Origin of the sequence: Geobacillus sp. LEMMY01 (assembly GCF_002042905.1) — a bacterium.
GTDB lineage: Bacteria > Bacillota > Bacilli > Bacillales > Anoxybacillaceae > Geobacillus > Geobacillus proteiniphilus.
Genome location: NZ_MVKA01000002.1, coordinates 177,684 through 200,571 on the forward strand (window position 1 = coordinate 177,684; position 22,888 = coordinate 200,571).

18 protein-coding genes, 1 tRNA gene and 4 pseudogenes are annotated in these 22,888 nt (G+C 51.5%); 10 read left to right on the top strand and 13 right to left on the bottom strand.

What is annotated here, in order from left to right:
- Window positions 1-15: 15 nt before the first annotated feature.
- The 7 genes from ftsW to B1A75_RS02550 all read right to left on the bottom strand — a co-directional run bounded on the left by ftsW (window position 16) and on the right by B1A75_RS02550 (window position 8,086).
- Window positions 16-1,227, bottom strand: a complete 1,212-nt coding sequence (ftsW, locus tag B1A75_RS02515) for a putative lipid II flippase FtsW (protein ID WP_074043668.1) — start codon at window positions 1,225-1,227, stop codon at window positions 16-18.
- Window positions 1,228-1,349: 122 nt separating this feature from the next.
- Window positions 1,350-1,637: an Fpa/YlaN family protein gene (locus B1A75_RS02520; RefSeq protein WP_013145884.1), complete on the bottom strand. Its 288-nt coding sequence runs from the start codon at window positions 1,635-1,637 to the stop codon at window positions 1,350-1,352.
- Between the two features lie 278 nt (window positions 1,638-1,915).
- Window positions 1,916-2,716, bottom strand: a complete 801-nt coding sequence (locus tag B1A75_RS02530) for an ExeA family protein (protein ID WP_015864165.1) — start codon at window positions 2,714-2,716, stop codon at window positions 1,916-1,918.
- A complete protein-coding gene (locus B1A75_RS02535; RefSeq protein WP_079935675.1) occupies window positions 2,709-3,962 on the bottom strand; it encodes an IS481 family transposase in 1,254 nt (417 codons plus the stop codon). Before B1A75_RS02535 ends, B1A75_RS02530 begins: the two co-directional genes overlap by 8 nt.
- Window positions 3,963-4,114: 152 nt before the next feature.
- On the bottom strand, window positions 4,115-4,660 hold the full coding sequence (locus B1A75_RS20175; protein WP_079935676.1) for a DUF6431 domain-containing protein: 546 nt from the start codon (window positions 4,658-4,660) through the stop codon (window positions 4,115-4,117).
- Window positions 4,661-4,947: 287 nt separating this feature from the next.
- On the bottom strand, window positions 4,948-6,312 hold the full coding sequence (locus B1A75_RS02545; RefSeq protein WP_254866590.1) for an ISLre2 family transposase: 1,365 nt from the start codon (window positions 6,310-6,312) through the stop codon (window positions 4,948-4,950).
- A gap of 469 nt (window positions 6,313-6,781) precedes the next feature.
- The gene (locus tag B1A75_RS02550; RefSeq protein WP_079935677.1) at window positions 6,782-8,086 is read right to left on the bottom strand and encodes an acetamidase/formamidase family protein; all 1,305 of its coding nucleotides are present in this window, start codon (window positions 8,084-8,086) and stop codon (window positions 6,782-6,784) included.
- A 234-nt stretch (window positions 8,087-8,320) separates the two neighbouring features.
- Here B1A75_RS02550 and B1A75_RS02555 point away from each other — a divergent pair, with 234 nt between their 5' ends.
- The 7 genes and pseudogenes from B1A75_RS02555 (at window position 8,321) to B1A75_RS02595 (ending at window position 14,634) form a co-directional block, all read left to right on the top strand.
- Window positions 8,321-8,530, top strand: coding sequence for a hypothetical protein (locus tag B1A75_RS02555; RefSeq protein WP_079935678.1), 210 nt, complete (start codon window positions 8,321-8,323; stop codon window positions 8,528-8,530).
- On the top strand, window positions 8,496-9,908 hold the full coding sequence (locus B1A75_RS02560) for an amidase (protein ID WP_079935679.1): 1,413 nt from the start codon (window positions 8,496-8,498) through the stop codon (window positions 9,906-9,908). The genes B1A75_RS02555 and B1A75_RS02560 overlap by 35 nt, the downstream gene beginning before the upstream one ends.
- Window positions 9,909-10,162: 254 nt before the next feature.
- Window positions 10,163-10,282: pseudogene (locus tag B1A75_RS02565) on the top strand (DUF4351 domain-containing protein); the annotation flags it as partial.
- Window positions 10,283-10,486: 204 nt separating this feature from the next.
- A pseudogene (locus tag B1A75_RS02570) lies at window positions 10,487-10,706 on the top strand (IS1380 family transposase); the annotation flags it as partial.
- Between the two features lie 667 nt (window positions 10,707-11,373).
- Complete coding sequence (locus tag B1A75_RS02575; RefSeq protein ID WP_079935680.1) at window positions 11,374-12,885, top strand: malate:quinone oxidoreductase; 1,512 nt, start codon at window positions 11,374-11,376, stop codon at window positions 12,883-12,885.
- Window positions 12,886-13,167: 282 nt separating this feature from the next.
- Window positions 13,168-14,301, top strand: coding sequence for an IS4 family transposase (locus B1A75_RS02585; protein WP_079935682.1), 1,134 nt, complete (start codon window positions 13,168-13,170; stop codon window positions 14,299-14,301).
- Between the two features lie 259 nt (window positions 14,302-14,560).
- Window positions 14,561-14,634 (top strand) — tRNA-Pro (locus tag B1A75_RS02595).
- 92 nt (window positions 14,635-14,726) lie between these two features.
- Here the strand turns inward: B1A75_RS02595 and bioF are convergent.
- The gene (gene bioF, locus B1A75_RS02600; protein WP_079935684.1) at window positions 14,727-15,899 is read right to left on the bottom strand and encodes an 8-amino-7-oxononanoate synthase; all 1,173 of its coding nucleotides are present in this window, start codon (window positions 15,897-15,899) and stop codon (window positions 14,727-14,729) included.
- 265 nt (window positions 15,900-16,164) lie between these two features.
- Between bioF and B1A75_RS02605 the strand changes: the two genes are divergently transcribed.
- A complete protein-coding gene (locus tag B1A75_RS02605; RefSeq protein ID WP_044743730.1) occupies window positions 16,165-16,347 on the top strand; it encodes a small acid-soluble spore protein H in 183 nt (60 codons plus the stop codon).
- An 81-nt stretch (window positions 16,348-16,428) separates the two neighbouring features.
- Here B1A75_RS02605 and B1A75_RS02610 read toward each other — a convergent pair whose 3' ends face one another.
- The 4 genes and pseudogenes from B1A75_RS02610 to B1A75_RS02625 all read right to left on the bottom strand — a co-directional run.
- Window positions 16,429-17,211, bottom strand: coding sequence for a YhfC family intramembrane metalloprotease (locus B1A75_RS02610; protein WP_074043689.1), 783 nt, complete (start codon window positions 17,209-17,211; stop codon window positions 16,429-16,431).
- Between the two features lie 22 nt (window positions 17,212-17,233).
- Window positions 17,234-17,881 carry an SdpI family protein gene (locus tag B1A75_RS02615; protein ID WP_074043690.1) on the bottom strand — a complete coding sequence of 216 codons (648 nt, stop codon included), beginning with the start codon at window positions 17,879-17,881 and terminating at the stop codon, window positions 17,234-17,236.
- Complete coding sequence (locus B1A75_RS02620) at window positions 17,868-18,152, bottom strand: autorepressor SdpR family transcription factor (protein ID WP_013524078.1); 285 nt, start codon at window positions 18,150-18,152, stop codon at window positions 17,868-17,870. The genes B1A75_RS02615 and B1A75_RS02620 overlap by 14 nt, the downstream gene beginning before the upstream one ends.
- Before the next feature lie 439 nt (window positions 18,153-18,591).
- A pseudogene (locus tag B1A75_RS02625) lies at window positions 18,592-19,455 on the bottom strand (carboxyl transferase domain-containing protein); the annotation flags it as partial.
- Between the two features lie 152 nt (window positions 19,456-19,607).
- Here B1A75_RS02625 and B1A75_RS02630 point away from each other — a divergent pair.
- Window positions 19,608-19,772, top strand: a pseudogene (locus B1A75_RS02630) (4-hydroxyphenylacetate 3-hydroxylase C-terminal domain-containing protein); the annotation flags it as partial.
- Window positions 19,773-19,827: 55 nt separating this feature from the next.
- Here the strand turns inward: B1A75_RS02630 and B1A75_RS02635 are convergent.
- Complete coding sequence (locus B1A75_RS02635; protein ID WP_079935693.1) at window positions 19,828-21,264, bottom strand: sodium/proline symporter; 1,437 nt, start codon at window positions 21,262-21,264, stop codon at window positions 19,828-19,830.
- Between the two features lie 286 nt (window positions 21,265-21,550).
- Between B1A75_RS02635 and B1A75_RS02640 the strand changes: the two genes are divergently transcribed.
- Window positions 21,551-22,792: an aminopeptidase gene (locus tag B1A75_RS02640; protein WP_079935685.1), complete on the top strand. Its 1,242-nt coding sequence runs from the start codon at window positions 21,551-21,553 to the stop codon at window positions 22,790-22,792.
- The last annotated feature ends 96 nt before the right edge of the window (window positions 22,793-22,888 follow it).

Sequence of the window (22,888 nt, forward strand, 5' to 3'; positions counted from 1 at the left end):
TTGTAAATACACTTTCTAAAAAGTCAGACCTCTTTTCTGCCCGCTGACCATCGTTTTTTCACCCTTTTTATACCGTTGCTCGTACTTTGCAAACATGGAAATGTTCACAAGCAGACCGAGCGAAGCCATGGTCAGGACAAGCGACGTTCCCCCATAGCTGACGAGCGGCAGCGGCACCCCTGTAATCGGAATAAGGCCAACGACCCCACCAACGTTAATGAACGTTTGAAAGCCGATCATGACGGAGATGCCGATCGCAAGCAGGCTCCCAAACGGATCGTGGGAGCGGCGGGCAATCCAAAGCCCGCGCAGCACAATAAACGAAAGCAACCCGAGCGTAAACGTCACGCCAAACAAACCGAGCTCCTCGGCGATGACCGCCATAATAAAATCGGTGTGCGACTCCGGCAGGTAGCCGTATTTTTGAATGCCTTTGCCAAGTCCCACACCTTTCAGCCCGCCAAGCCCGATCGCCAAATACGAATTAACGAGCTGGTAGCCATCGCCGTTTGCGTATTGAAATGGATCCAAAAAGCTGTAAAGGCGCGACATCCGCTCGGGAGAAAAGATGTGTTTGCCGATCAACGGAAGCCAAAGCGGCGACGACACCGCCCCAACGAGAATAAAAAAGCATAGCTGCTTTAAGAGTAACATGAGGCGCAACCCAGACGAGACAATGACGCATATGGCAATGGCAAAAACGATCGCTGCCGTGCCGAAGTCCGGCTGAATGGCGATCAAAAAGCAAATAAAAAGCGTATAATAAATGGGGAACAAATTGCTTTTCACCGGCTCGGCCAGCCGCTTCCGCTTGTTGGCGAACGCTGCGGCCAAGTATAAAATCAGGCCGAGCTTCGCGAGCTCCGCCGGTTGGATCGAAAGCGCCCCGACGCGAAACCAGCTTGTTGCGTTGTTGGCCGTATGGCCGAGAAAGGCGACGGCGATAAGCATCAATGGAGAAGCAAAAAAGACGAGTTTCACCCATCGCTCCGCCCGCCACACTTTATACGGAATCGCCATCATGATGGCGAACGCGATGAATCCGGCAATCAGCCACAGTTTTTGCCGCTCGTAAAAATAGTCGCTTGGCACTTCAAAGCGGATGACAGCGGTGACCATGCTCGAGCTGTACACCATAATCAATCCGAACAACGACAGCATGGCGACCGCGGCGATCAGCGGATAATCGTAGCACTTCAATACTTTTTTCCATAATTGTCGTTCCATCGTTCCTCTTCCCTGTGAACATGTATGTACTTAAAATCATTCGCAGCGGCGCGCCGTTTTCCTGCCGAAAAACAGAAAAACTCAAACGATGGTGTGCCAATCGTTTGAGTTGCCTTATATTCTTATCGTACGCGCTTTTTGGCCACGGCCTCGTGCAACGCGGAAAGTTCGCGCTCAAGCCGGTCAAGGAGCGCCTTTCCGTCTTTCGCCTCCACAAGCCCGAGGCGCACCGCAAAATCAATTTCCCGTGACAACCCGAACATTTGCGTGTCAAGCACTTCTTCATACACCGGACATTGCGGCATCGTCAAATGGTCCATTTGCACGCGGATGAGTTGGATGATTTTCTCTGCATCCGCTTGTAAAAGCGCGTACGCCTTCTCCCGATAGCTCATCGATTCGTCCGTCACATCGATCCCTCCGTTCTCTCCCCTATCCTTCTTTACATCTTAACGTGAAACAAGCCATTTTGCAAGTTGAATGTAAATTAGCACATTATTTCAGAATCCCTTTTTCAAATTATTTCAGGCGGATTCGGAAATAATGTGCAAAATTTTTGCGGATTGTTCCGGATTTTGCACATTCTTTCGGAACGTTTGCACGCTCTTTCAGATGAAGATTTCCAGCGCGCCTGATGGACCGATGGAAAAGARAAAGCACAAAAGAGGCCGATTCGGCCCCTTTCRTGCTAATACCCCATTTCCTCTGCGGCCATGCGCACCACTTCTTCGTCAATGGCGTCCTTTTTCAGCTGATACCCGTATAACAGGCACGTCGTGGCCAACGTGTTGATCACCCGAGGCCATCCCCGCGACTGCAGRGCAATCGCCTCTAACGCCGATGGAGTGAAGATCGGATGCTTCGCCCCGGCCTGTTTCATCCGATGCTCGATGTAGCCCGCCACCTCTTCCTTCTCCAGCGGCCCCATCCGGTATCGCATGATGATCCGCTGRTCGAGAGGGCGGTGCTGATTGAGCCGCAGCTTCCCCTGTAAATGGGGCAGCCCGGCCAAAATCAAGACAAATGGGTTGGTCGAATCCATCTCAAAGTTGAACAAGATGGCGATGTCCTGTAAAAATGCATCCTTTGCTAAATGCATCTCGTCCAAAATGAACACCGGCGTGATCCGTCGTTCATGATACAATCGCTCGATCGCCTGCTGGATTTGGCGGAAGAGRTCTACCTTGCGGTACTTCGGTTCCTCTCCTAATCCCAAGGCCAGTCCACGGTAAAAATCCATCACGCCTCCGGTGGATAACGGAAAGTAGACGACATGATACAATGATGGATTCAATGACTCTTTCAGCGCCCGAAGGGCGAACGTCTTGCCCGCCCCCGGCTCTCCGATCAACAGCCCGATCCCCCGGGTTCGTTTCACGTACTCCAGCGCCCGCAACGCTTCCTGAAATGGCGCCCCTTGATACGCCTCGGACGGGTCTGTTTCTTTCGCAAACGGCTCCCGCGAAAGGGAGTAAAACGATTTATACACCGTGTTCTCCCTCCTTCGCCGGAATCGCCGCAAACGGGGACCGATGGCGTTTTACATAGGCGTTGTCCTCCAAACGAACTCGAACGGCCTCCGCCACCTTCCTTCCATCTTCGTACACATAGACGCCCCGTTCATCATAGCGGAGTTCAATCGATTGCCCAATGAACTGGGGCGGCACTTCATACAGCTGCTTGTTCAAGGTGATCGTTCCATCGGCTTTGACCTTGCGGTGCTCCCGTTTCAGAAAAATCGCATCCAGCCAATCGCCATCTTCGATGAACGACACGAGATGCACTTGCGATTGAAACACCTCATGCGGCGTTTTTCCGTCCAGYGAGGCGTGCGGTTTTCGATGATACTCCTCTTCAAGCCACCTCCAAAARCGCTCGTTCAGCTCTTCGAGCGACTTCGGGGGATCCAACTCCAGCAGCGGATAAAACCGCGTCTGTACGGTGCGGAAGAACCGTTCGATTTTCCCTTTGCTTTGCGGATCATACGGCTGGGTGTGGATGAGCGTAATCCCCATCTCGGCGCACGCATACTGCAGCACCTCGGATCGWTAAATTTTCCCGTTGTCCGAGTAAATGCGCTTCGGCTTCCCGCAACGAAGCACCGCTTCCTTCGTGACGATCCGCAGCCCGTCAAACTTCTCCGAAGGGAAAAACTGCGCGTACGGCACCAACCGCGAGCAGTCATCGATATAGGCGATCAAAAACGTTTTCTGGGCTTTCCCATTGACTCGAATCGTTGGTCCATGGGATAAGTCCCCTTGCCAAAGCTCATTGATCTGGTCATACGCAAAGCGTTTTCGCTCCGGCATGGGCAAAATTTCTTTCCCGACAAGGTTGTGTTTTTTCAATAATCGGTATATAGTAAAGTAAGAGGTATGGTTTTCTGGGATTTCCCCCTGCTCGATTAGGTGTTCGTAGAACACCGTCACGGGCATGGTGGGATGTTCTTTTCTTAGGGCTAAAATATGATCCTCATCATCGGGCGACAGACGCCTTGAGTGGCCGCGGTCCGAACGGCGCTTCGGCTTTAAGGCGTCAAAGCCCCCTTTTTTGTATCGGGTGCACCAATCGAGGATCGTCTTGGCTGCGATTCGCTTGTCGCCCTGGTGGGGAACATGGTGCACTCGCTCGCTCACCTCTTTCAGATACGTCTTCGGTTCCACCTGCCCATTCACCAACGGAGCGATTAGCCCGTACCGAAACAGGGCAATGTCGTGTCTCATCGACTCATCCATTCGAATCTCCTCCTGGTCTCACTTGGAATCAGGACCGTTCCGGTCCTCCTGCCCTTATCGTACCGAATTGCTTTTTCTCCGTCGATAGGAAAGGTTTGTGGGAACCTCAATCATTTTCAATTTAGGATATGTATGTAAAATCAGGATCCTATTTAATTCGCAAAAGGGTGTCGGAATCCGTCCTCCCACATCTCTCTGATGACCGAATAGAGACCGTGTTCCTCCAACGTCCGGATCCACCAAGAAGCCCGTTCCTTTTCTTTTTTCACGATAGGGCCTATGATCCTCCACCGCCTCGCAAAAAAGCTATGAAGGTTTGATAGGTTTCGGTAGAACCGTCGGACATAAAAGATGATGCCGTCCTTTGTCGGGAGGAACGGAGCCTGGTTCGTCCCCTCGGTCAATCCCAACTGCTCTTTCACAACTTGCCATACGGCGGACAACGTATACTGAAAATACGGGAGGAGAAAGGAAGGCAGCACACTCACCGTCTTCAAGCATTCCCGACAGCGATACCGGACAATCCAAATGCGATCATCACCATGTGGGGTCAATGCGTTTCGCTCATAGTAACCGTGGCGGTGCAACGGGCGCTTGGCCCGGCAATGCGGACACTGTGTCAGAAGAGGGAAGTCGTTTTCTTTTCCACGCTCTGCATACGTTTGGACGTCAATGCCAAAGTCATGAAATTGAATCACGTCCTCCTCCCCTCCTCTGAACCGATGGATTTTCTCTTCCGAAATAATTCACAAAAAATTTAGCACATTCTTTCAGAAAAGGGGAGAGGGCTTTCTGAAAGAATGTGCAAAAAAATGGCTCTTTTGTTCCGAAATAAAGTGATAATTTACATTTGTGGAGAACTTTTTTTCGGTTCACTACGGGCGTTGTAAATGACCGGTTAGTGAACCATTTTCAGGAATTGATATCGTAAGCGCTTTCGAACTCTCACCCTCATCCTGAGGTGATGATATTGTATTCCATTTTTTTACACCCAACCAAAATCCCGAAGCGCCGACAACGCTTGATGGATCGGCGTCCCGGATGACTGCTGAAGATACGGGATGTTTTGTCGCATCACATCCGCCAACAACCGTCCTGCCTTCCGTTTGGCCTGTTCAACCCGCTTGGACTTCGTCGAGGCCGAGGCTGCCCTCCGGGGCTCTTCCTCCTCCAACCGCCCCTTTCTCCACAACATCCCGTCGATTCGGGCTACCATCGCCTTCAGAAACGCCCGAAGCCCTTGGTCTTTCCAGCTGCGGCGGGATTTCACCCGATGCGCAAACCGGCTCATCACACTCTCGGCGTGGCTCATCGGACGCATGCCGGTCGTCTCCACCCCTTGCTCCGACAGCCACTCTCGGTAGTCCCGGATGCATCCCGGCATCGACTCGATCCGGCGAATCAAGGCGGCCAGCTGTTGTTCTTTGCCTTCGTCCCCCAACGTGCCGACCGCGCTGTTCAGCTCCACCAAAAGCCCCGTTTCGTCTTGTTTCGCCAGCTTCTTCCGCACGTCCCGCCAACGCGGATGGCCCGAGAGGCATTGGCGCAGCTCCCGCGCCACATGAAATCGATCCAGCTGAAAGCAGGCCCGTTTTCCGAAATACTCCCGGCAGGCCGTGATCCACGACGCCGCGTCGCCGTTGATGATCAAAAGGTCCCGGCACGGATCATAGGCATATTCCTTCATCAGCCACTCTTCCAACCGTTCCCACACGTCTCCCGCCCCTTCATGGAGGTAGTGGCGCCGGTTCACGAGCTCGAGCTGCGACCCGTTTCGTTTCCATCCCTCGTGAACCGCCAAGATTTTCTCTTCTTTCGCTCGTTTCCCTTTCCCCTGGCGAGAAATGAACAGTCCATCCGCCTCGACAAACAGCACTCGGCCGTGCCGTTCCGAAACAGGGCGGTGCAGCGAGACATGGGCCTCCAGCACCAGTTGGCGAATCGCCTCATGGCTGAGGACCGCATACCCCACGATCGACTCCAACGTACGGGCCGCTTTGCGGTAGGAAGAGCACTCTACGGCCAACTCGACCGCCGTTTCCTCGAGGCAAGGGCTGATCGACTGCGCTCCATCAAAGCCCAGTTCGGCATCCAGCAAGAASGTATACGCCCCCGTCTGCCGATCATAGTAGTAGTTCCGTCGAAACGTCACTTCTCCAAACAGCGTTTGGATCGTAGTCGGCCGTTTGTCTTTCAGCTGATACCGGCGCTTGTCCCGCGCTTCCGCCAGTTGTTGATCRATCTCCTCCAAAAGGGCCGCCAACAAGACAGCGAACACCTTTTGAAGAGTTCTTACTAATTGCTCCTCCAGCTCTTTTAATAAAGGCCATTCTGTGGTAAGATGTTTCATGGACTCTCTCCCTCCTGTTTGGTTGATGGTGGTCATTATCATCATAGCAGGGAGAGAGTCCTTTTTGCATGAGATTGGCTTTTTTCTACCGCGCTTCGCTTGGTGGCCCCGACGAGCGTCGCGAACAAAAGTTCGCAACCCTCGTCGGGGAATCATTCCTGAATGTCACCCACAAATATTTTACTCACACTTCGAAAAATACAATCAAAAAACACGAGTGTTGATTATCCATTATTTTACTAAAAAACACAGAATCATATGGCTGAACACAAGCTTTTCTGTCTCTTCCCTCGAACAAGAACGCCGGCGGGCAAATTACATTTGCCCGCAAAGCGTTCATTGTTCGAGGAGGGCATGGTAATAATCCCAGTCGGCAAGCTAGCTTAGCCGACTACGGCAGAAAAGCTAGGAATAGAGCGATGTCAACTGGTTTTTAATGGTTAATCAACACGCTTGTTGGTTTGCTTGTTTACTCCAAAACGTCGCGGTATTGGTCATACACAAGTGAGGTCAAGCTAATCTTGTCTAAATAACGAACTGGGCACAAGAAGGTGACGGTGATGACCCCAGGATGTCGGCCAATTTCGATGGCGCCGGTAATCGTGGCACGGTTCATCACCTCAGGGACAGAGATGCCTAACGTTTTCGCTGCCCGTTGCAACCCGTTTTCTGTTGCCTCATTTAGGTTGGCACCTGTCCCGACAAAGGAAATCGGCAACGATTCTTCCAATTTGTTTACTCCCCATGATTGTGCCAAATCGAGGGCGATCTCTTTTTCTTTTTTTGTCAATGGCTTTGCCAAGTAGGGGAGGTCCTCAGCAACAGGAAGAAGAATCGGTCCGTCAATGGTCAACCCTTTGATCACTTTCACTTGAAGGGTGACGATGCCAGATACGTCGGTCGTATGCCCGGCGATTTCCCCGTCGCCCTGCATGGCATGCATATCACCGAGATAAACGCCTCCGCCCCGCACTTTCACAGGGCAGATCAACACGGCGCCTTCGCGTACACGGTTAATGTCCATATGTCCGTCCGTGCGATCTTCCAGCTGTTCTTTCGTAATCCCGTATTCATGTGGGGCGTTGATCAGAAATTGGCCAAAGTCGCCAGCGTTATGTGAATCCGGTAGCGGACGCGCCGGGGTGGTGCCGAGCTGTCCGAGGAACGGGCGGAGTCTGGCCACCGTTCCGACTAAGTCATGGGGCGCAAACGTGACGATCGGGTTTTGGACGGAGTTGTCGGGTGTCGCCATGTAGTACCGTCCTTGTCGAGCGATGTGTTCTGCCGCTTCTTTATGCACGGTCACGCCGATTTGTCGGTTTGGATCAAACGTCATCGTATAGCCGTTCGTAAATACAAATGGAGTCACGTCCGCGCCACAATTCGCGCACCGAATGGCTTCCGGGCCGATCCCTTCGATTTTCGTTTCCGGGTACATCGTTCCGCACTGTGGGCATTTGACAGCAACGAACGGATCGCCGACAAACCGTCCTTCCATTGGCTTATCATTTCCTGAGGATGTGGCTATAGATGTGACGCGAATCGATTTGATCTTAATCGCAATGGCGTCTCCTACTTCAGCGCCTTCGACAAAAACGGGCTTTGTCACTTCATGGCCACCGCGGATGCAAGGGGTGATCATCGGTCCCCAGCAGCCAGGAGTAGTATTGGCGACAATGTATCCCCCATCCTGCACGGGGCCAAGCATGTTTCCATGAGGGTCTAAGATGCCGTTAGTGAACTCATTGACAAACACGGTTTGTTTCGCTTCCATGGCGTTCCCTTCTTTATTTTAGATTTTGGGATTGGTTACATCTTGGATCGAGGGCAACGAATCAGCGAACAAGACAAGCGATTTTTCGATAGGTGATGCATAACTATATTTTAGAAAATTCAGGGGAGCGTTGTCAAATAAATGAATGTATATTTAGTCAATTATATCAAGTTATAATATTTTGAAATCTGATTCTTGTAATATATAATAAAAAAATAGAAGGGAGGAAACGAAATGAGCAGTAGCATAGAAAAGAAATTAAGAGAAAAAGGGATTAAGTGTTCGGAACAGGAATTGATGATGCTTGAGCATCAGTGGAAAGCCATTCAGCAACTAAAACAGGGAGTCGAAAAACTCGGTTTGAATGAGGCAGATATTGGCGTCGTCCACCAACCGGGAGGTGTGTATCGTGGAAAAACGGCTAAATACGAAAACAATCTCTGAACTTTCCCCTCTTCTAAAAAACAAAGAAGTTTCACCTGTTGAACTCGTTGACGATGTACTCGAACAAATCGAAACATTAAACGATAAGCTGAATGCCTATATAGAGGTGACAGCAGAGAAAGCACGCAAGCAAGCTGAGTTTGCGGAATCGGAAATCCTATCTGGAAATTACCGCGGCCCGCTACATGGCATTCCCATAGCAATCAAAGATATTCTTTACGTAGCTAATGAAACAACAACGATGGGGTCAAAAATTCACCGAAACTTCCGGCCAACTTACAGTGCGACGGTAATCGAGAAGTTGACGGAAGCGGGAGCAGTGTTTCCTGGAAAAACAAACTTGCATGAGTATGCTTGGGGAGCAACGAACAATAATCCTCATTTCGGACCTGCCCGAAATCCTTGGGATCCTGAACGCATTCCCGGAGGCTCAAGCGGAGGATCGGGGGTCGCAACGGCGGCGCATATGACGATTGCTTCCCTAGGAACAGATACCGGTGGTTCGATTCGAATTCCTTCTTCGTTTTGCGGCATTGTCGGTTTAAAGCCCACCTATGGACTAGTAAGCAAATATGGTTGTTTCCCGCTTGCATGGTCGTTGGACCATATCGGTCCGATGGCGAAAACGGCGAGGGACGCCGCCTATATTTTAGAAGCCATGGCAGGATACGACCCAAAAGATCCTACTTCCACCGATGCCCCTACAACGAGTTATTCCACACAATTCATGGAGTCTGTTAAAGGTGTAAAAATTGGCATAGAACCGTACTTCTTTGATCATGTGGATGAAGGAGTCGAAAGAGCAGTTAAACAGGCGATTGCTTCTTTGGAACGCGAAGGTGCTGTTGTAGAAACCGTGCGAATTCCAACATTGCAATATGCGCAGTATGCGGAAATGATCACGATTCTTTCAGAAGCCAGCGCTATTCATCACAATCATTTAGTAGAAAGGGAAGAAGATTTTGGCGATGATGTCCGTTTCCTTTTAAAGCTTGGAGAAATCCCTTCCGCTGTAGACTACTTGGAAGCGCAACAAATTCGTTTGCAATTGGATCGCGAGTTCATGGAAATATTCAATAGGGTAGATGTTTTGATCACTCCAACCATTCCGTTTCTCCCTCCAAAAATCGGGCAGGATACGGTATGGATCAATGGAGAGGAAGTGAACTTTCTTGACCATATCATCCGTTTTACAGGACCGTTTAACTTGACGGGCTTGCCTGCTGTAACGGTGCCGTGCGGTTTTGTTCAAGGCCTTCCCGTAGGGATGCAAATCATCGGCCCAGTCTTTGGGGAAGGAACGATATTAAATGTTGCTGATGTGTTTGAAACGTTGCATCCTGAGCTGAAATACCCGCCGGCCGTTCTAAGAAAGTAAAAGCAAACGCTAGTCGTGGCGTTGTACTTACTGAAGGGCGGTCTCAAAAGGTGATGATGACATAACTTTTTGAGGCAGCCTTTTTCAACTGAGTGTTTTTCACTCGCGTTCGCTGCCGTTTGTGTGACGGCGAGCGAGCAAGCACAAAACGGAGAGCTTTTTTTCTGGCTCACCATTTTTTTATGTCGTCCATGCAGGATTTTCACCTCGTGCTCACGAATGATAGTTGGTGAGCATCTTCATCATGAGGTGAGATGAAACAAGGAATGAAGCGGCTCGTCTGCAACATGGCGCGCAAAGGAATGACGGCGGAAGACATTGCTCGGTTGGTCGATCTTTCGGAAGAAGAAATTCGCGCCTTGCTTAAGGGCTAGATGAAAGGGAATAGGGGCACACGAGGGTCAAGTCCAAATTACGTTGCTAGGCAATGACAAGCAGCCAATCGTGCATTGTGCATGGTTGGTTGCTTTTGTTTTTTATTACCTGAATCCGTGACCAAACATCTTTACAATTCCCGCGAACCGTTGATAGGATAAGGACAAGCACGATCCATGATTCTTCACTAAGCAGGTGAAATCATGAAAGACTTCCCGATTCGTTTGGTATTGACGGATGAGCCTCTCACTCCCTATGCCGGTTTGCCTCTGGTCGGCTATTTGCTTCATCAAACGAAACTGAATCAACGGTTGAATCGCTTGCGGCTTTCTCATGGACGCCGTGATGTCCACATTTCCCACAGTGATGTGAATCGGGTTGCTGGCGAAGGGAAGCGCCGATTTCGATCCTATCGAAGCCCATTGAACCGATGATGATATCAAACCGTTCCAGTTTGAGGTGAACTTGAATCAGTGAGCATACAAAGTATGTCCGTTTGACATGTAAGGTGTCAAAACAAAGTTGATAGATAACGACAGAGTGCGAAGGATGGAATCGTCAAGTCGCCCTGTTGTTTCAAAAGCGGCATGCGCCGCTTTTTTGTTTGTGCCAAGGAAGGATGTTTCAACTGCGCATTGCCTTGCTTGTTCTCTTAGGGGAGAATGCATTTGCAAAGGATGGGACAAAGAGGGAGGATGGGTGGTGAAAACGTCGTCCGCTGCCAGACGGGGAAGAAGTTTTTATTATACTTAGGAATGGGATCCAATGTTTTATGCTGCTTTTCACGGAAGTTTTGCAATACGGTTAAAAATTTCTGCACTTTTTTCTCCGGAGTGGTGGCGAAATATTCAACTATTTTGTAGAATCAATATATAGGGCGATGCTCGTTGGCAATGTTGGTACAGTGAATGTGCAACCAATCATTTCATTATATTGATATATTTTTGGTTGTGATCAATAATAATGACATACTATTAATAAATTGTGTTATAATAAATCTTGTAATCGCCCTCAAAAAACCAACAGGGTAACGATGGGGTTGTTTCGAGCGGTCGCTCACCGCTCTTTTGCAACTATTCTGTGGATAGGGATGGTAAACATGGGGAACAAACAAACAACGGACGTTATTTTAATCGGTGCTGGCATTATGAGCGCGACGTTGGGGACGCTGCTCAAGGAATTGGCGCCAGAGTGGGACATTGTCGTCTTTGAAAGACTGGAAGAGGCAGGAGCGGAAAGCTCCAACGAGTGGAACAACGCCGGAACCGGGCATGCGGCGCTTTGCGAGCTGAACTACACCGTTGAGAAGCCCGATGGGTCAATCGACATCAGCAAAGCCATCAAAATCAATGAACAATTTTACGTTTCCTTGCAGTTTTGGGCTCATTTAGTGAACAGCGGGGTGCTCAAGAATCCAAAAGAGTTCATTCGACCGCTGCCGCATATGAGTTTGGTGCAAGGGGAAGACAATGTGGCGTTTTTGAAAAAGCGGCACGAAACGATGGCGGCCAATCCGCTGTTTAAAGGGATGGAATTTTCCGATGATCCGAAAAAGTTGGCCGAATGGGTGCCGCTCATCATGGAAGGTCGGGTTGTGAAGGAACCGATCGCGGCGACGCGGATTGAATCGGGAACGGACGTGAACTTCGGGGCGTTGACGCGCCAACTGTTTGAGCATTTAAAGCGGAAGGGCGTCGAGATCCACTACCGCCATCACGTCGAGGATATGAAACGGACAAGCGATGGTTCGTGGGAGCTGAACGTGCGGAATTTGGACACTGGCACCGTTGAGCGCCATGCGGCCAAGTTCGTCTTCATCGGCGCCGGGGGAGGCAGCCTCCACTTGTTGCAAAAATCCGGCATTCCAGAAGGGAAAGGGATTGGCGGTTTCCCGGTGAGCGGGTTGTTTATGGTGTGCAACAACCCGGAGGTTGTGGAAAAGCACCATGCGAAAGTGTACGGCAAAGCGAAAGTCGGCGCGCCGCCGATGTCGGTGCCGCACTTGGACACGCGGTTCATCGACAATCAAAAAATGCTGTTGTTTGGGCCGTTTGCTGGTTTTTCGCCGAAATTTTTGAAAAACGGATCGATGCTCGACCTGTTCACCTCGATCAAGCCGCATAACGTATTGACGATCTTGGCGGCGGGCGTGAAAAATATGGCCTTGACCAACTATTTGATCCAGCAAGTGCTGTTGTCCAAAGAACAGCGCATGCAAGAACTGCGTGAATTCGTCCCGACAGCGAAAAGTGAAGAGTGGGACATCATCGTCGCTGGTCAGCGCGTGCAAGTGATTAAAGACACCGAATCCGGCGGCAAGGGGACGCTGCAATTCGGCACGGAAGTCGTCCATGCGGCAGATGGCTCGATCGCGGCGTTGCTCGGCGCTTCGCCAGGCGCATCGACGGCGGTTCATGTGATGTTAGAAGTGATTGAGAAATGCTTCCCGGAACGGATGAAAGAATGGGAGCCGAAAGTGAAAGAAATGATTCCGTCCTACGGCGAATCACTGATGAAAAACGAACCGCTTTTGCGGCAAGTGCAAGCGTCCACAGCCGAAGCGCTCGGGTTGAATGGCCACTTTGCGCTGCAGTTGGCGTAGGCCCATGCCAATTGCGGCCTGCTGGGGATAGCTTGGCCGTCTGTGAGAAACAGCTGCCTGAAGACGAAGGGCAGCTGTTTTTATTTGGTGTCTTGTGTCTCCAAGTTTATATCCACAGACGAAATGATCTTCACTGTAAATTTCCTCTTAAAAAATTAGGAAACGTTAATGACTCAATTCAGGCGTGTTGATTATCCAATAAAATCCAAAGGGTATAGAAAAAAGAGCACCTTTCCTGTAGAATGTGAGTAACGACACAAACAAACCCAGGAGGTGCTCACTATGAACAAGCATACCACACTCCCGAATTTGATGCAAAAACTTGTTTCGGATGAAGAGATTCAACTGATTGCCGAAGCGGTTGGGTATCGTGATTCGTCTCGAACCTTTACGTTGCGCGAGTTGATTCACTTCTTCCTGCTGGCCGCCATGCATCAATGGAAAAGCTTTCGCCATGGAGCTGACGTGGGGCCTCTGTATGGATTGCCGCGATTCCATTATTCCACAGTATCCAAGAAAGCGAAAGAAGTTCCCTATGACATCATGAAACGCTTGTTGGCGTTGATCATTTCCAAGTGCAACCGCCAAACCCGCCGCTCGCTTCGGTTTCCCAAACCGCTTCGGGTGGTGGATTCGACGGCCGTCACGGTCGGGAAAAACCGCCTCCCATGGGCTCCGTATCACGGCGAACGCGCCGGAGTGAAGCTGCACGTCGCGTATTCGCCGGAATCCTCGCTGCCGGCAGACGTGGTGGAAACGACCGGACTGCGTCACGATGGCCCAGTGGGAGAACAGTTGACGAACGCTCAACAAGTGCTCGTGGAAGACCGGGCGTATTTCAAAATCGAACGCCTCGATCGATTTGTGGAGCAGCATCAGCTCTTTGTCATTCGAATGAAGGACAACATCGAACTTCATCAGAAAAAAAGCTTGAAACGCCTTTCCAGCACATCTTCATCGGTTCAAGCCGACTTCACGTGCCAGTTGGGGACGAAACAATGCCGATCGACCAAGCGTCACCGGGTAGTGATCTTTCGAGATGCAAATGGCCGCGACATTCGGGTCGTGACGAATCTCTTCCATGCGTCTGCGGAAACCATTGCCGACATGTACCAACAACGTTGGACCGTTGAAGTCTTTTTCCGCTGGGTAAAGCAATATCTGAATGTCCCAACCTTGTTTGGCACGACGGAAAATGCGGTATACAATCAGCTGTTTGGGGCGTTCATTGCGTATGTGTTGCTGCGATGGCTGTATGATCAAACCAAAAAACGGACGAACGTCTCTCTTTCCTTCATTTCGTTTGTTCGCCGTTTTTTCTCTGGGCAGCTTCCTCTCGATTGGAAATCCGGGATGGCCGCTGCTTTGTTTGAGTATGCCCAAATTTATGGAAGACGTATGTCTAATTTTGGATAATCAACACTCGTGTTTAGCGGGATATCTTGCATGCTTTGTCGTATAATCAATGGCGAATTCTCTGTCGCAAAAGCAGAGGCGGACAGACAGAGGAAGATACGTTCAAATGAGCATGAAAACAGGAAACAAAAAAGCAGACTTGTCAGCAACAAGGATGCCGCTAGTCTTTCAACGGCATCCTTTTCCGACTCAACGCAAAATTCGCCATTGATTTTGTCCTGCTTTTCTTGTATAATCGGAAATGTCTCACCATCCATTTCGGGATGTAGCTCAGCTTGGTAGAGCACACGCATGGGGTGCGTGGGGTCGCAGGTTCAAATCCTGTCATCCCGATCGAAGGAAACCAGCCGAAAAAACGTCCGGCTGGTTTTTTGTTTTTCTTCTCCCGCGTTCCATCAGTTCCATCATTATGATGCTGTTTCCTCCTACGAAATCAGTCCAATCCGCTTCCCGGCCAAAGCGATGCAGTCAACGGCCATATCAATGTCTTCTTCCGTCATCGCGGCGGTAATGGAAAAGCGAATGCGCGCTGTCCCCTCAGGGACGGTCGGCGGCCGGATGGCGACGGCCGCGATGCCAGCTTCTTGCAGCTGCTCGCTCATGGCCACGGCTCGGTCGTTCGGGCCAACGATCACGGGAACGATCGGCGTCTCGCTGCCGCCTGTGTCAAACCCAAGCCGCTTCAGCTTAGTGCGGAATCTTTCGCTTAGGGCGTGCAGCCGCTCGCGCCGCTTTGGCTCAGCTTGGACAATATGAATGGCGGCTTCATTGGCGGCAAGGACCGATGGCGGCAAGGCGGTTGTAAAAATCAAGCTGCGGGCGCTGTTGATTAAATAGTCGACCAGCCACGGCTCTCCCGTTACATACGCTCCGAAGCTGCCAAGCGCTTTGCTGAAGGTGCCGATGGCGATCACATCCTCTTCCTTCTCAAGCCCGAAATGGTGAAGCAGCCCTTCACCGTTCGGTCCGAACACGCCGCCGCTGTGCGCTTCGTCAACGAGCAAAACGGCACGGTAACGCCGCTTCAACTCAACCAGCTCCTTCAATGGCGCCATATCGCCGTCCATGCTGAAGACGGCATCGGTGACGATCCATTTCCGCTTCGCGGGCGGAGATTGCTTTAACAATGATTCCAGCTGATCGATGTCATTATGTCGATAGCGGAAACAGGCGGCTTTGCTCAAGCGGATGCCATCAATTAAACTTGCATGGTTCAACTCATCGCTAAAGACAAGATCATCTCGGCCGATTAACGCCGTCAGCACGCCAATGTTGGCCGTATAGCCGCTGTTGAAAATAAGAGCCGCCTCTGCTTTTTTCCACTGTTTCAACGCGGCTTCCGCCCGCTCATAGAGCGGATGGTTGCCGACGACGAGCCGTGACGCACCCGCTCCTGCCCCATATGCTCTCATCGCCTCGCAGCCCGCTTCGATGAGCCGTTGGTCATCCGCCAACCCTAAATAATTATTGGACGCTAAATTCAACATCGGCTTTCCGTTCAGGATGACCGTAGCGCCTGAAGCCTCTGCCCGGCGCAGCTGGCGTTTTTGCGCTTTTTGTTCCCATTCGTGCAGTTGGGCGGTCAGTTCGGTTTTCATCCCCATCCCCCTTTAAATATGTAAACATAATTTTATTAATAGTTTACATTAAAACCGTTCGATCGGCTAGCATAGTTTGAATGATTATTTAGCACAATGTTTCAGAAATAAATTTTCATCCTTTGTCCCTTTAAAAAACAGGTCAGACGTTCATCGCGCGACCATCGAAGGAATGTTTTGCTCACCGATGCGTATGGAAAAAAGCATAGTTCGACCGCAAGAATGGCATACTATCCATGTTACCTGCAAAAAGGAGGTGTTGGAAATGGATGTCCGTCGGGCGCAAGAAATCGCGTCGTCGCCGGTGATGGCAAACGTCACGTACAACGGCCAGCGCATTTACATTGAGCATGTTGACCAACAAAAAGGCGTAGCAACGATTCACCCGCTTGACAACCCGAATCAAAAGCAAAGCGTGCCGGTCGCAAGCTTAGAAGAGCATGCTTGACCGCAAAAAAGCGAGAGAAAGGACGCGTCCTTTCTCCCGCTTTTGGATTTATTTGCACATGGTCAAGTCGTTTTACACGAATCATCGTTTCTCTCCTCCCTGTTCGAATGCCGGTTTCATGCGGCGAATGAACGAAACAGCGGCGACCGCCCAAATGAGCAGCACCGCTTCGACCGCCCAAACGTTCGTGACCACTTTCGCTTGGTAAAGCGCCGGCATCACGTCCATCGCCGCATGGATCAAAATGGCGTACAGGACATAGCGGAATTGCCTCTCCCGCACCCCAAACAAAATGAGGAGCGACAGCGCCACGTGCACTGTAAGCGCAAACAGCCGTTCCAAGCCGCCTAACACGTACATCGCAAACGGCGTGTGCAACACTTGCTCCTTGATCAGCTCCGCCTGTCCTGCCGGAAGCGATGGGGCGATCGTTTTGTCGAATGATCCGGATTGAATCAGGCTCGCAAGCACGATGACGTTGACCGCGCCAACCACCCCGAGCAATACCGCTTCCGTCCCGCCGTGCCCAAGCCCGAATGATAAACCATCGCCATATCCGCGATGTTGCTTTAGCAGCCAACGGAACCCGACATAGCGGCCAATTTCTTCAAACACGCCAGCGGCAAGCGCCGCGTACAGGACAAAGAGCCAAACGCTGTCTGTTCCTTTTAACGCCGGCCGGCCCGGTTCGAGCACAGCGATGTGCAGCGCTTTTTCCAATACTTGTGAGAAAACGAGAAACACAACAGCCCCGACGCCGAGCGCTTTCCATGAAAGCCATCCTTTTTTTCTTCCGTACCATACGAGACCGACTGGAACAAACAGTGAAATGGCGAGTTGCACCGCCGCACCGATCATTCCCACGTCCTCTCCCCCTCTCGCTTATTTATGAACGTTTGCGCTGTTCTTGCTGTTCATAGAGAAATGATTGAACAATGATATATAAGTTGCCAAAAATGATGATGACGATCAACAAGACAAACTGCATCTCCCCGCGCCAAAATGCGGTCAACATCGACAACATTCCCATTGCGATAAACACTTTGCCGCCAAGGCGGTGCGTTTTGTTCCAAACGGCCTCGCTTTCCAACGTCCACGGTGTGCGGATGCCGATAAAATAATTAGGTTTGATTTTTGGCATGTAGTTTCCAAGCACAATCAACAGCGCCCCAACACCAATCGGCACAAGCAGCCCAACATCGACTGGAAAGCCGAGATTGTACGCCAACGTTACAATATGCAGGAGCAAGAAAAAGCAGGCAAGCGCCGCGTTGACAATACGATAGCTTTTTTGAAAGCGGCTGTAGTTGGCTTTTTTCGGATCAAACTTCGGCAATGCGCTCATGAAAATAAGGAGACCTGTCATCAATAGAGGCGGCAAAAACGCGCCAACCCATTTGTTGCTGAAGCCATCAGCTTCACCCGCTGCGTTCCAGTGAATCGCCACTTGATCCGGCAAATAAGGAATGGCAGCCAGACTGATGACATAAGCGAAAACTGTAAGCACGATCGCAAGCCTATTACTCTTCACCATGTTTCTCCCCCTTTTCGACAAAATCGTAAAACCAGCGGAGCAAATCTTGGAAAACCGTCGTGTTGAGCGAGTAATAGATATGCTGGCCTTCCCGACGGTCCTGCACCAAATCAGCCTGTTTCAAAATTTTCAAGTGGTGCGATACGCTCGGTTTTTGCATATCGAAATGCGAAGCGATTTCCCCTGCCGTCAAATCCCCTGTTCGCAACAAAGATAAAATTTTCCGGCGCGTCGGGTCGGCGATCGCTTTAAACGCTTCGTTGAATGACAAGGGTGATCCCACCTTGTGAACGATTTTTGGATGCGTCTTAAGGGGGTTGGGAGGCCACCGGGAGAGCTTTCATTTGTCGTTGCTTCTTATGCGCCAATGTGAACAGGTTTTCATACATGTATATAGTTAGATATTTAGAAAAACATCTAAATGTTGAATAAACGATTCGATATTAATTAAAGAATATTCCATTTCCATTCGACTGTCAATGTCTTTTCTGGCTTTCCCACGTAGATATCAGTGGAAAGGAGGGCGCACAACTAGGCGCAACCCCCCGAGTCCATGGTAACGTGGGGCATGGCTTCCCACTGACTTCCGTTAAAACCCCGTCGGCCAAGCGGCGAGCAAGCGCTCGCTTTTTTCGCGCTTGGATGTAAGCAAATATTCAAGTGTCTGGCAAAGGAATTTTCTCGTCTCCGCCGGATGGATGACATCGTCGATCAAATGCTTTTCGCATATCATAGACGCGGCTACGTTTGTCCGGCAAAATTGAAAACACTTCCTCAACCATCCGGTATGGGTCATCGTCCGTCTTCCGCATCGGCGGCCGCTCGTTCGCGTTTTGCGGCATGTATGAAAAAAACCTTTTTAGTTGCTCGATGCATTCTGCCTCTGTCTCGCCATCGGCGTCAATCTGTCCGGTATATTGATGGTGGATGTCGACGCCGCCGAGCTCATCCGGCGCGACGCGCTGCCCATTCGCCAATTCGAGCATGCGCGGCCCAGCGATCGCCATGCATGTCCCCTTCAGTTGCGTGACAAAATCGCAGCTGACCGCCGTCCATGTCGGCCCACCGTAGCTGTCCCCCAAAATCGCCGCCATCGTCGGCACTTGCCGGTGGTGGGTGAGCAGCTCGCGTGGGAACAATTTGTCGCTGATCCCGTCCGACCCCATCCCGTCCGGCATGCGCAACCCGCCGCCTTCATGGAGGAAAAACATCGGCAAGCCATTGCGCACAGCCAACGCATGCATTTGCCGCGACTTGCGCAAATGAACGCTCCCCTCCGTTCCAGCGAGCACCGTTTTATCCCCGGCGATGATGACCGCCGGGCGGCCATTCACTTTGCCGATGCCGGCGACAAGCCCGTCTCCATACGTTGTTTCTTCCAAGCCGGGCTGGTCGGACGCGTTCAGCTGTCCGAACTCGATAAAGGTTCCTGCATCCACAAGCAGGTCGATCCGCTCTCTGGCCGTTAGCAGCCCTTTCTCGTGCTGCTTGGCGATTTTCTCTTCGCCGCCGCCCAACGCAGCGAGCGCTTTTTTCGCCATCAGTTCGTCTGTTAATTGCCGCAAATTCTCCACCATGATCCCCCTTTTTTCGATAGAATACTGAACGGTCAGCATTTTTTGCTTAGAAAACGCTTTCATCCAATTGTTCATGTCCTCTGCTTCATCCATATGAATAGAATTTCGCTGTCATTCGTCGATTTCCTTTTTTCGAACAACCAATCAGCTTCGCCTGGGATATGGCGATGAGTGCCTTCGGGACGCGGCAAACGCTGTATGAGCGGTTTTTCTTCGGCGATCCGGCTCGGTTTGCAACGACTTTCTACCACCGATACGATCGAGAGGCATGCGCGCAGATCGTACGTCAGTTTTTGGACAGCGAACAGCAATGACAGCGATGCCCCCCTTGCCGCGCGGGGGAGGCATCCGTATCAGCCACTTGGCAGGTTACCTCGCCTGCTGCCGGTCAGGAAACAACAGGCTAAACAGCACGCCGGCGATTAAGGCAATGGCAAACGTCGTAAACCGTGAGCTAATGATGGCTTCAAGCGGCGAGGAAATCCAAATGACCGTGCTGACAAAACCGGCAACGATCGTCGCGATGGCGCCGATGCCGGAATACCGCTTCCAGAAAAAGGAGAGTAAAATCACCGGTGACAGCGTGCAGCCGATTCCCGCCCACGCCCAGCTGACAATGAAATACACAAGCGTTTCCGATGTCATCGCCAGCACCAAGCCAAGCAGCCCGGCGATGACCACCACCGCGCGGGAAAGGGCGACAAGCTGCCTTTCCGACAGGCAGAGGCGCAGCGAGCGGCGGACAATATCTTCGCTAATGGAGCTGGTGATCACAAGCTGCTGCGAATCAGCTGTTGTCACGATGGCGGCCAAAATGCCCGACAAAAGCACCCCCGCCAGCCACGGCGGCAGCAAATCCAACGCCATATGCGGCAACACCGTTTCAACATCGGCGAAAGATTGATTTTGGTAAAGCGCGAGCGCAGCAAGGCCGATCAAAAACGCTCCGCCATACGCCAGCAGCGTCCAAATGATGGCCACTGTTTTCGCCGTTTTCGCCTCGCGGGTGTCTTTTAGTGCCATGAAGCGAACGCTCAACTGTGGCTGGCCGCCAAGATAGCCGAAAAACCAGGCAAAATTGTTAAACAACAATAGCCCGAGCGCAAAACCGGCTGCCCCGCCCGTCCATGAGTCGAGGCCCGGTTTGGCCTGATGAAGCGCCGCGCTGATCGACAGCCCGCCGCTGTAAATTTCCACGAGCGCCACAATGGGCAAAATGACGAGCGTGGCCAGCATAAGCACACTTTGAATCATATCCGTCCAAACGACGCTGACAAAGCCGCCGGTATACGACAAAATGATGACAATCGCCACACTGATGACCATGCCAAGCTTCGGATCGATATGAAACACGGCAAACAACGTCTTGCCCGCACCGGCGATTTGCGCGCTAAAGTAAAACATCATAAAACTGAAAATAAGGACCGTCGAAAGCCACAAAATCGTTCGCCCGTGGGCGCCGAACCGCTTGGCTAAATAGCCCGGCAAAGTCAGCGCTCCATGTCGCTCTGCCTCTTGGCGGAAACGGTCCGCCAAAAAGAGCCAGGCGCACACAATGCCGATGACAATGCCGACGGCCACCCAAATGGCAGAAAGCCCGCTCGCAAACACAAACCCGGTGTAGCCAAGCAGCAGCCATGCCGATTCGCCTGTCGCCCGCTCGGAAAACGCGAGCGCCCAACCGGGAAGTTTTTTTCCGCCAAGCAAAAAATCGGAGTGGCTCATCTCTCTTCTTCCGTACCGATATCCAAGCGCCGCAATGACCAAACAGTAAAGGACGAGCTCCGCCAAAATGATGCCATTCATCGTTTCTCCTCCCCGTTGTATCATTCGCTTGGCCGCCATCGCTCCGTGCTCTCCTTCTCTTCCAGCCATCCCCCCTTTCGTAGAAAAAGCCGGCATTGCCATCGTGCGGAGACGACAATGCCGGCGCTGCTGTCCAATCGTTTTCCCTTCCTGCTGTCTTCTCTTTTATTATTACTTTTATGATCATGGTATGTCGTTTATTCCAGCGGCCGGGCTGTATGAAAGTTGCCAAAGGGAACAACATTGTATTAAAGTGGACTTGACACCAAAAAAAGGAGTGACCGAAGTGGATCGTTGGGAAAACGAATTAAACAAATATGCCGAGCTGGCGGTGAAGGTGGGCGTGAACATTCAGCCCGGGCAAACGCTGTTCGTCAACGCCCCGCTCGAGGCGGCGCCGCTCGTCCGCAAAATCGCCAAAACCGCGTACGAAACCGGGGCGAAGCACGTGTATGTCGAGTGGAACGACGAGGCGCTTACATACATCAAATTTCAACACGCCCCTGAGGAAGCGTTTTCCGAGTATCCGATGTGGCGGGCGAGAGCGATGGAAGAACTCGCCGAACAAGGCGCTGCCTTTTTATCCATTTACGCCCCGAATCCTGACTTGTTAAAAGACGTCGATCCAAAGCGGATCGCGACCGCCAATAAAACAGCGGCTCAAGCGCTCGCCAACTACCGAAGCGCCATTATGGCCGATCGGAACTGCTGGTCGCTCATTTCCGTCCCCACGCCGGCTTGGGCGCAAAAAGTATTTGGCGATCTGCGTGATGAAGAAGCCATCGACAAATTATGGGAAGCGATTTTCCGCATCACCCGCATCGATCATGACGATCCGATCGCTGCCTGGCGCGAACATAACGATCGGCTCGCCCGCATCGTCGATTACTTAAACAACAAGCAATACAAACAGCTCGTTTACGAAGCGCCCGGCACCAATCTCACGGTCGAGCTCGTCGACGGCCACGTCTGGCACGGCGGCGCGGCGACCAGCCAAAGCGGCGTGCGCTTCAATCCAAACATTCCGACCGAAGAAGTGTTTACGATGCCGCATAAAGACGGCGTCAACGGCACGGTGCGCAACACGAAGCCGCTCAATTACAACGGCAACGTGATCGATGGGTTTACGCTCACTTTCAAAGACGGTCAAGTCGTCGACTTCAGCGCCGAACAAGGATATGAGACGCTTAAGCATTTGCTTGACACCGATGACGGGGCGCGCCGCCTCGGGGAAGTCGCCCTCGTGCCGCACCAATCGCCGGTGTCGCTGTCCAATCTCATTTTTTACAACACGCTGTTTGACGAAAACGCCGCTTGCCATTTGGCGCTCGGCAAGGCGTATCCGACCAATATCGAAAACGGCGCGTCGTTGTCCAAAGACGAACTCGACCGTCGCGGCGTCAACGACAGCCTCGTCCACGTCGACTTTATGATCGGCTCAGCTGAGCTGAACATTGACGGCGTGACGAAAGACGGGAAGCGCGAGCCGATTTTCCGCAATGGCAACTGGGCATTCGAACTGTCGTAATCGGTTTTGCCAGCTCTAAACAATAAGGCTGCGCCAAACGAGCGGCCAGACCCGACCGTTGACGCAGCCTTATTCCGTTCAAGCACGGTTCCGCAC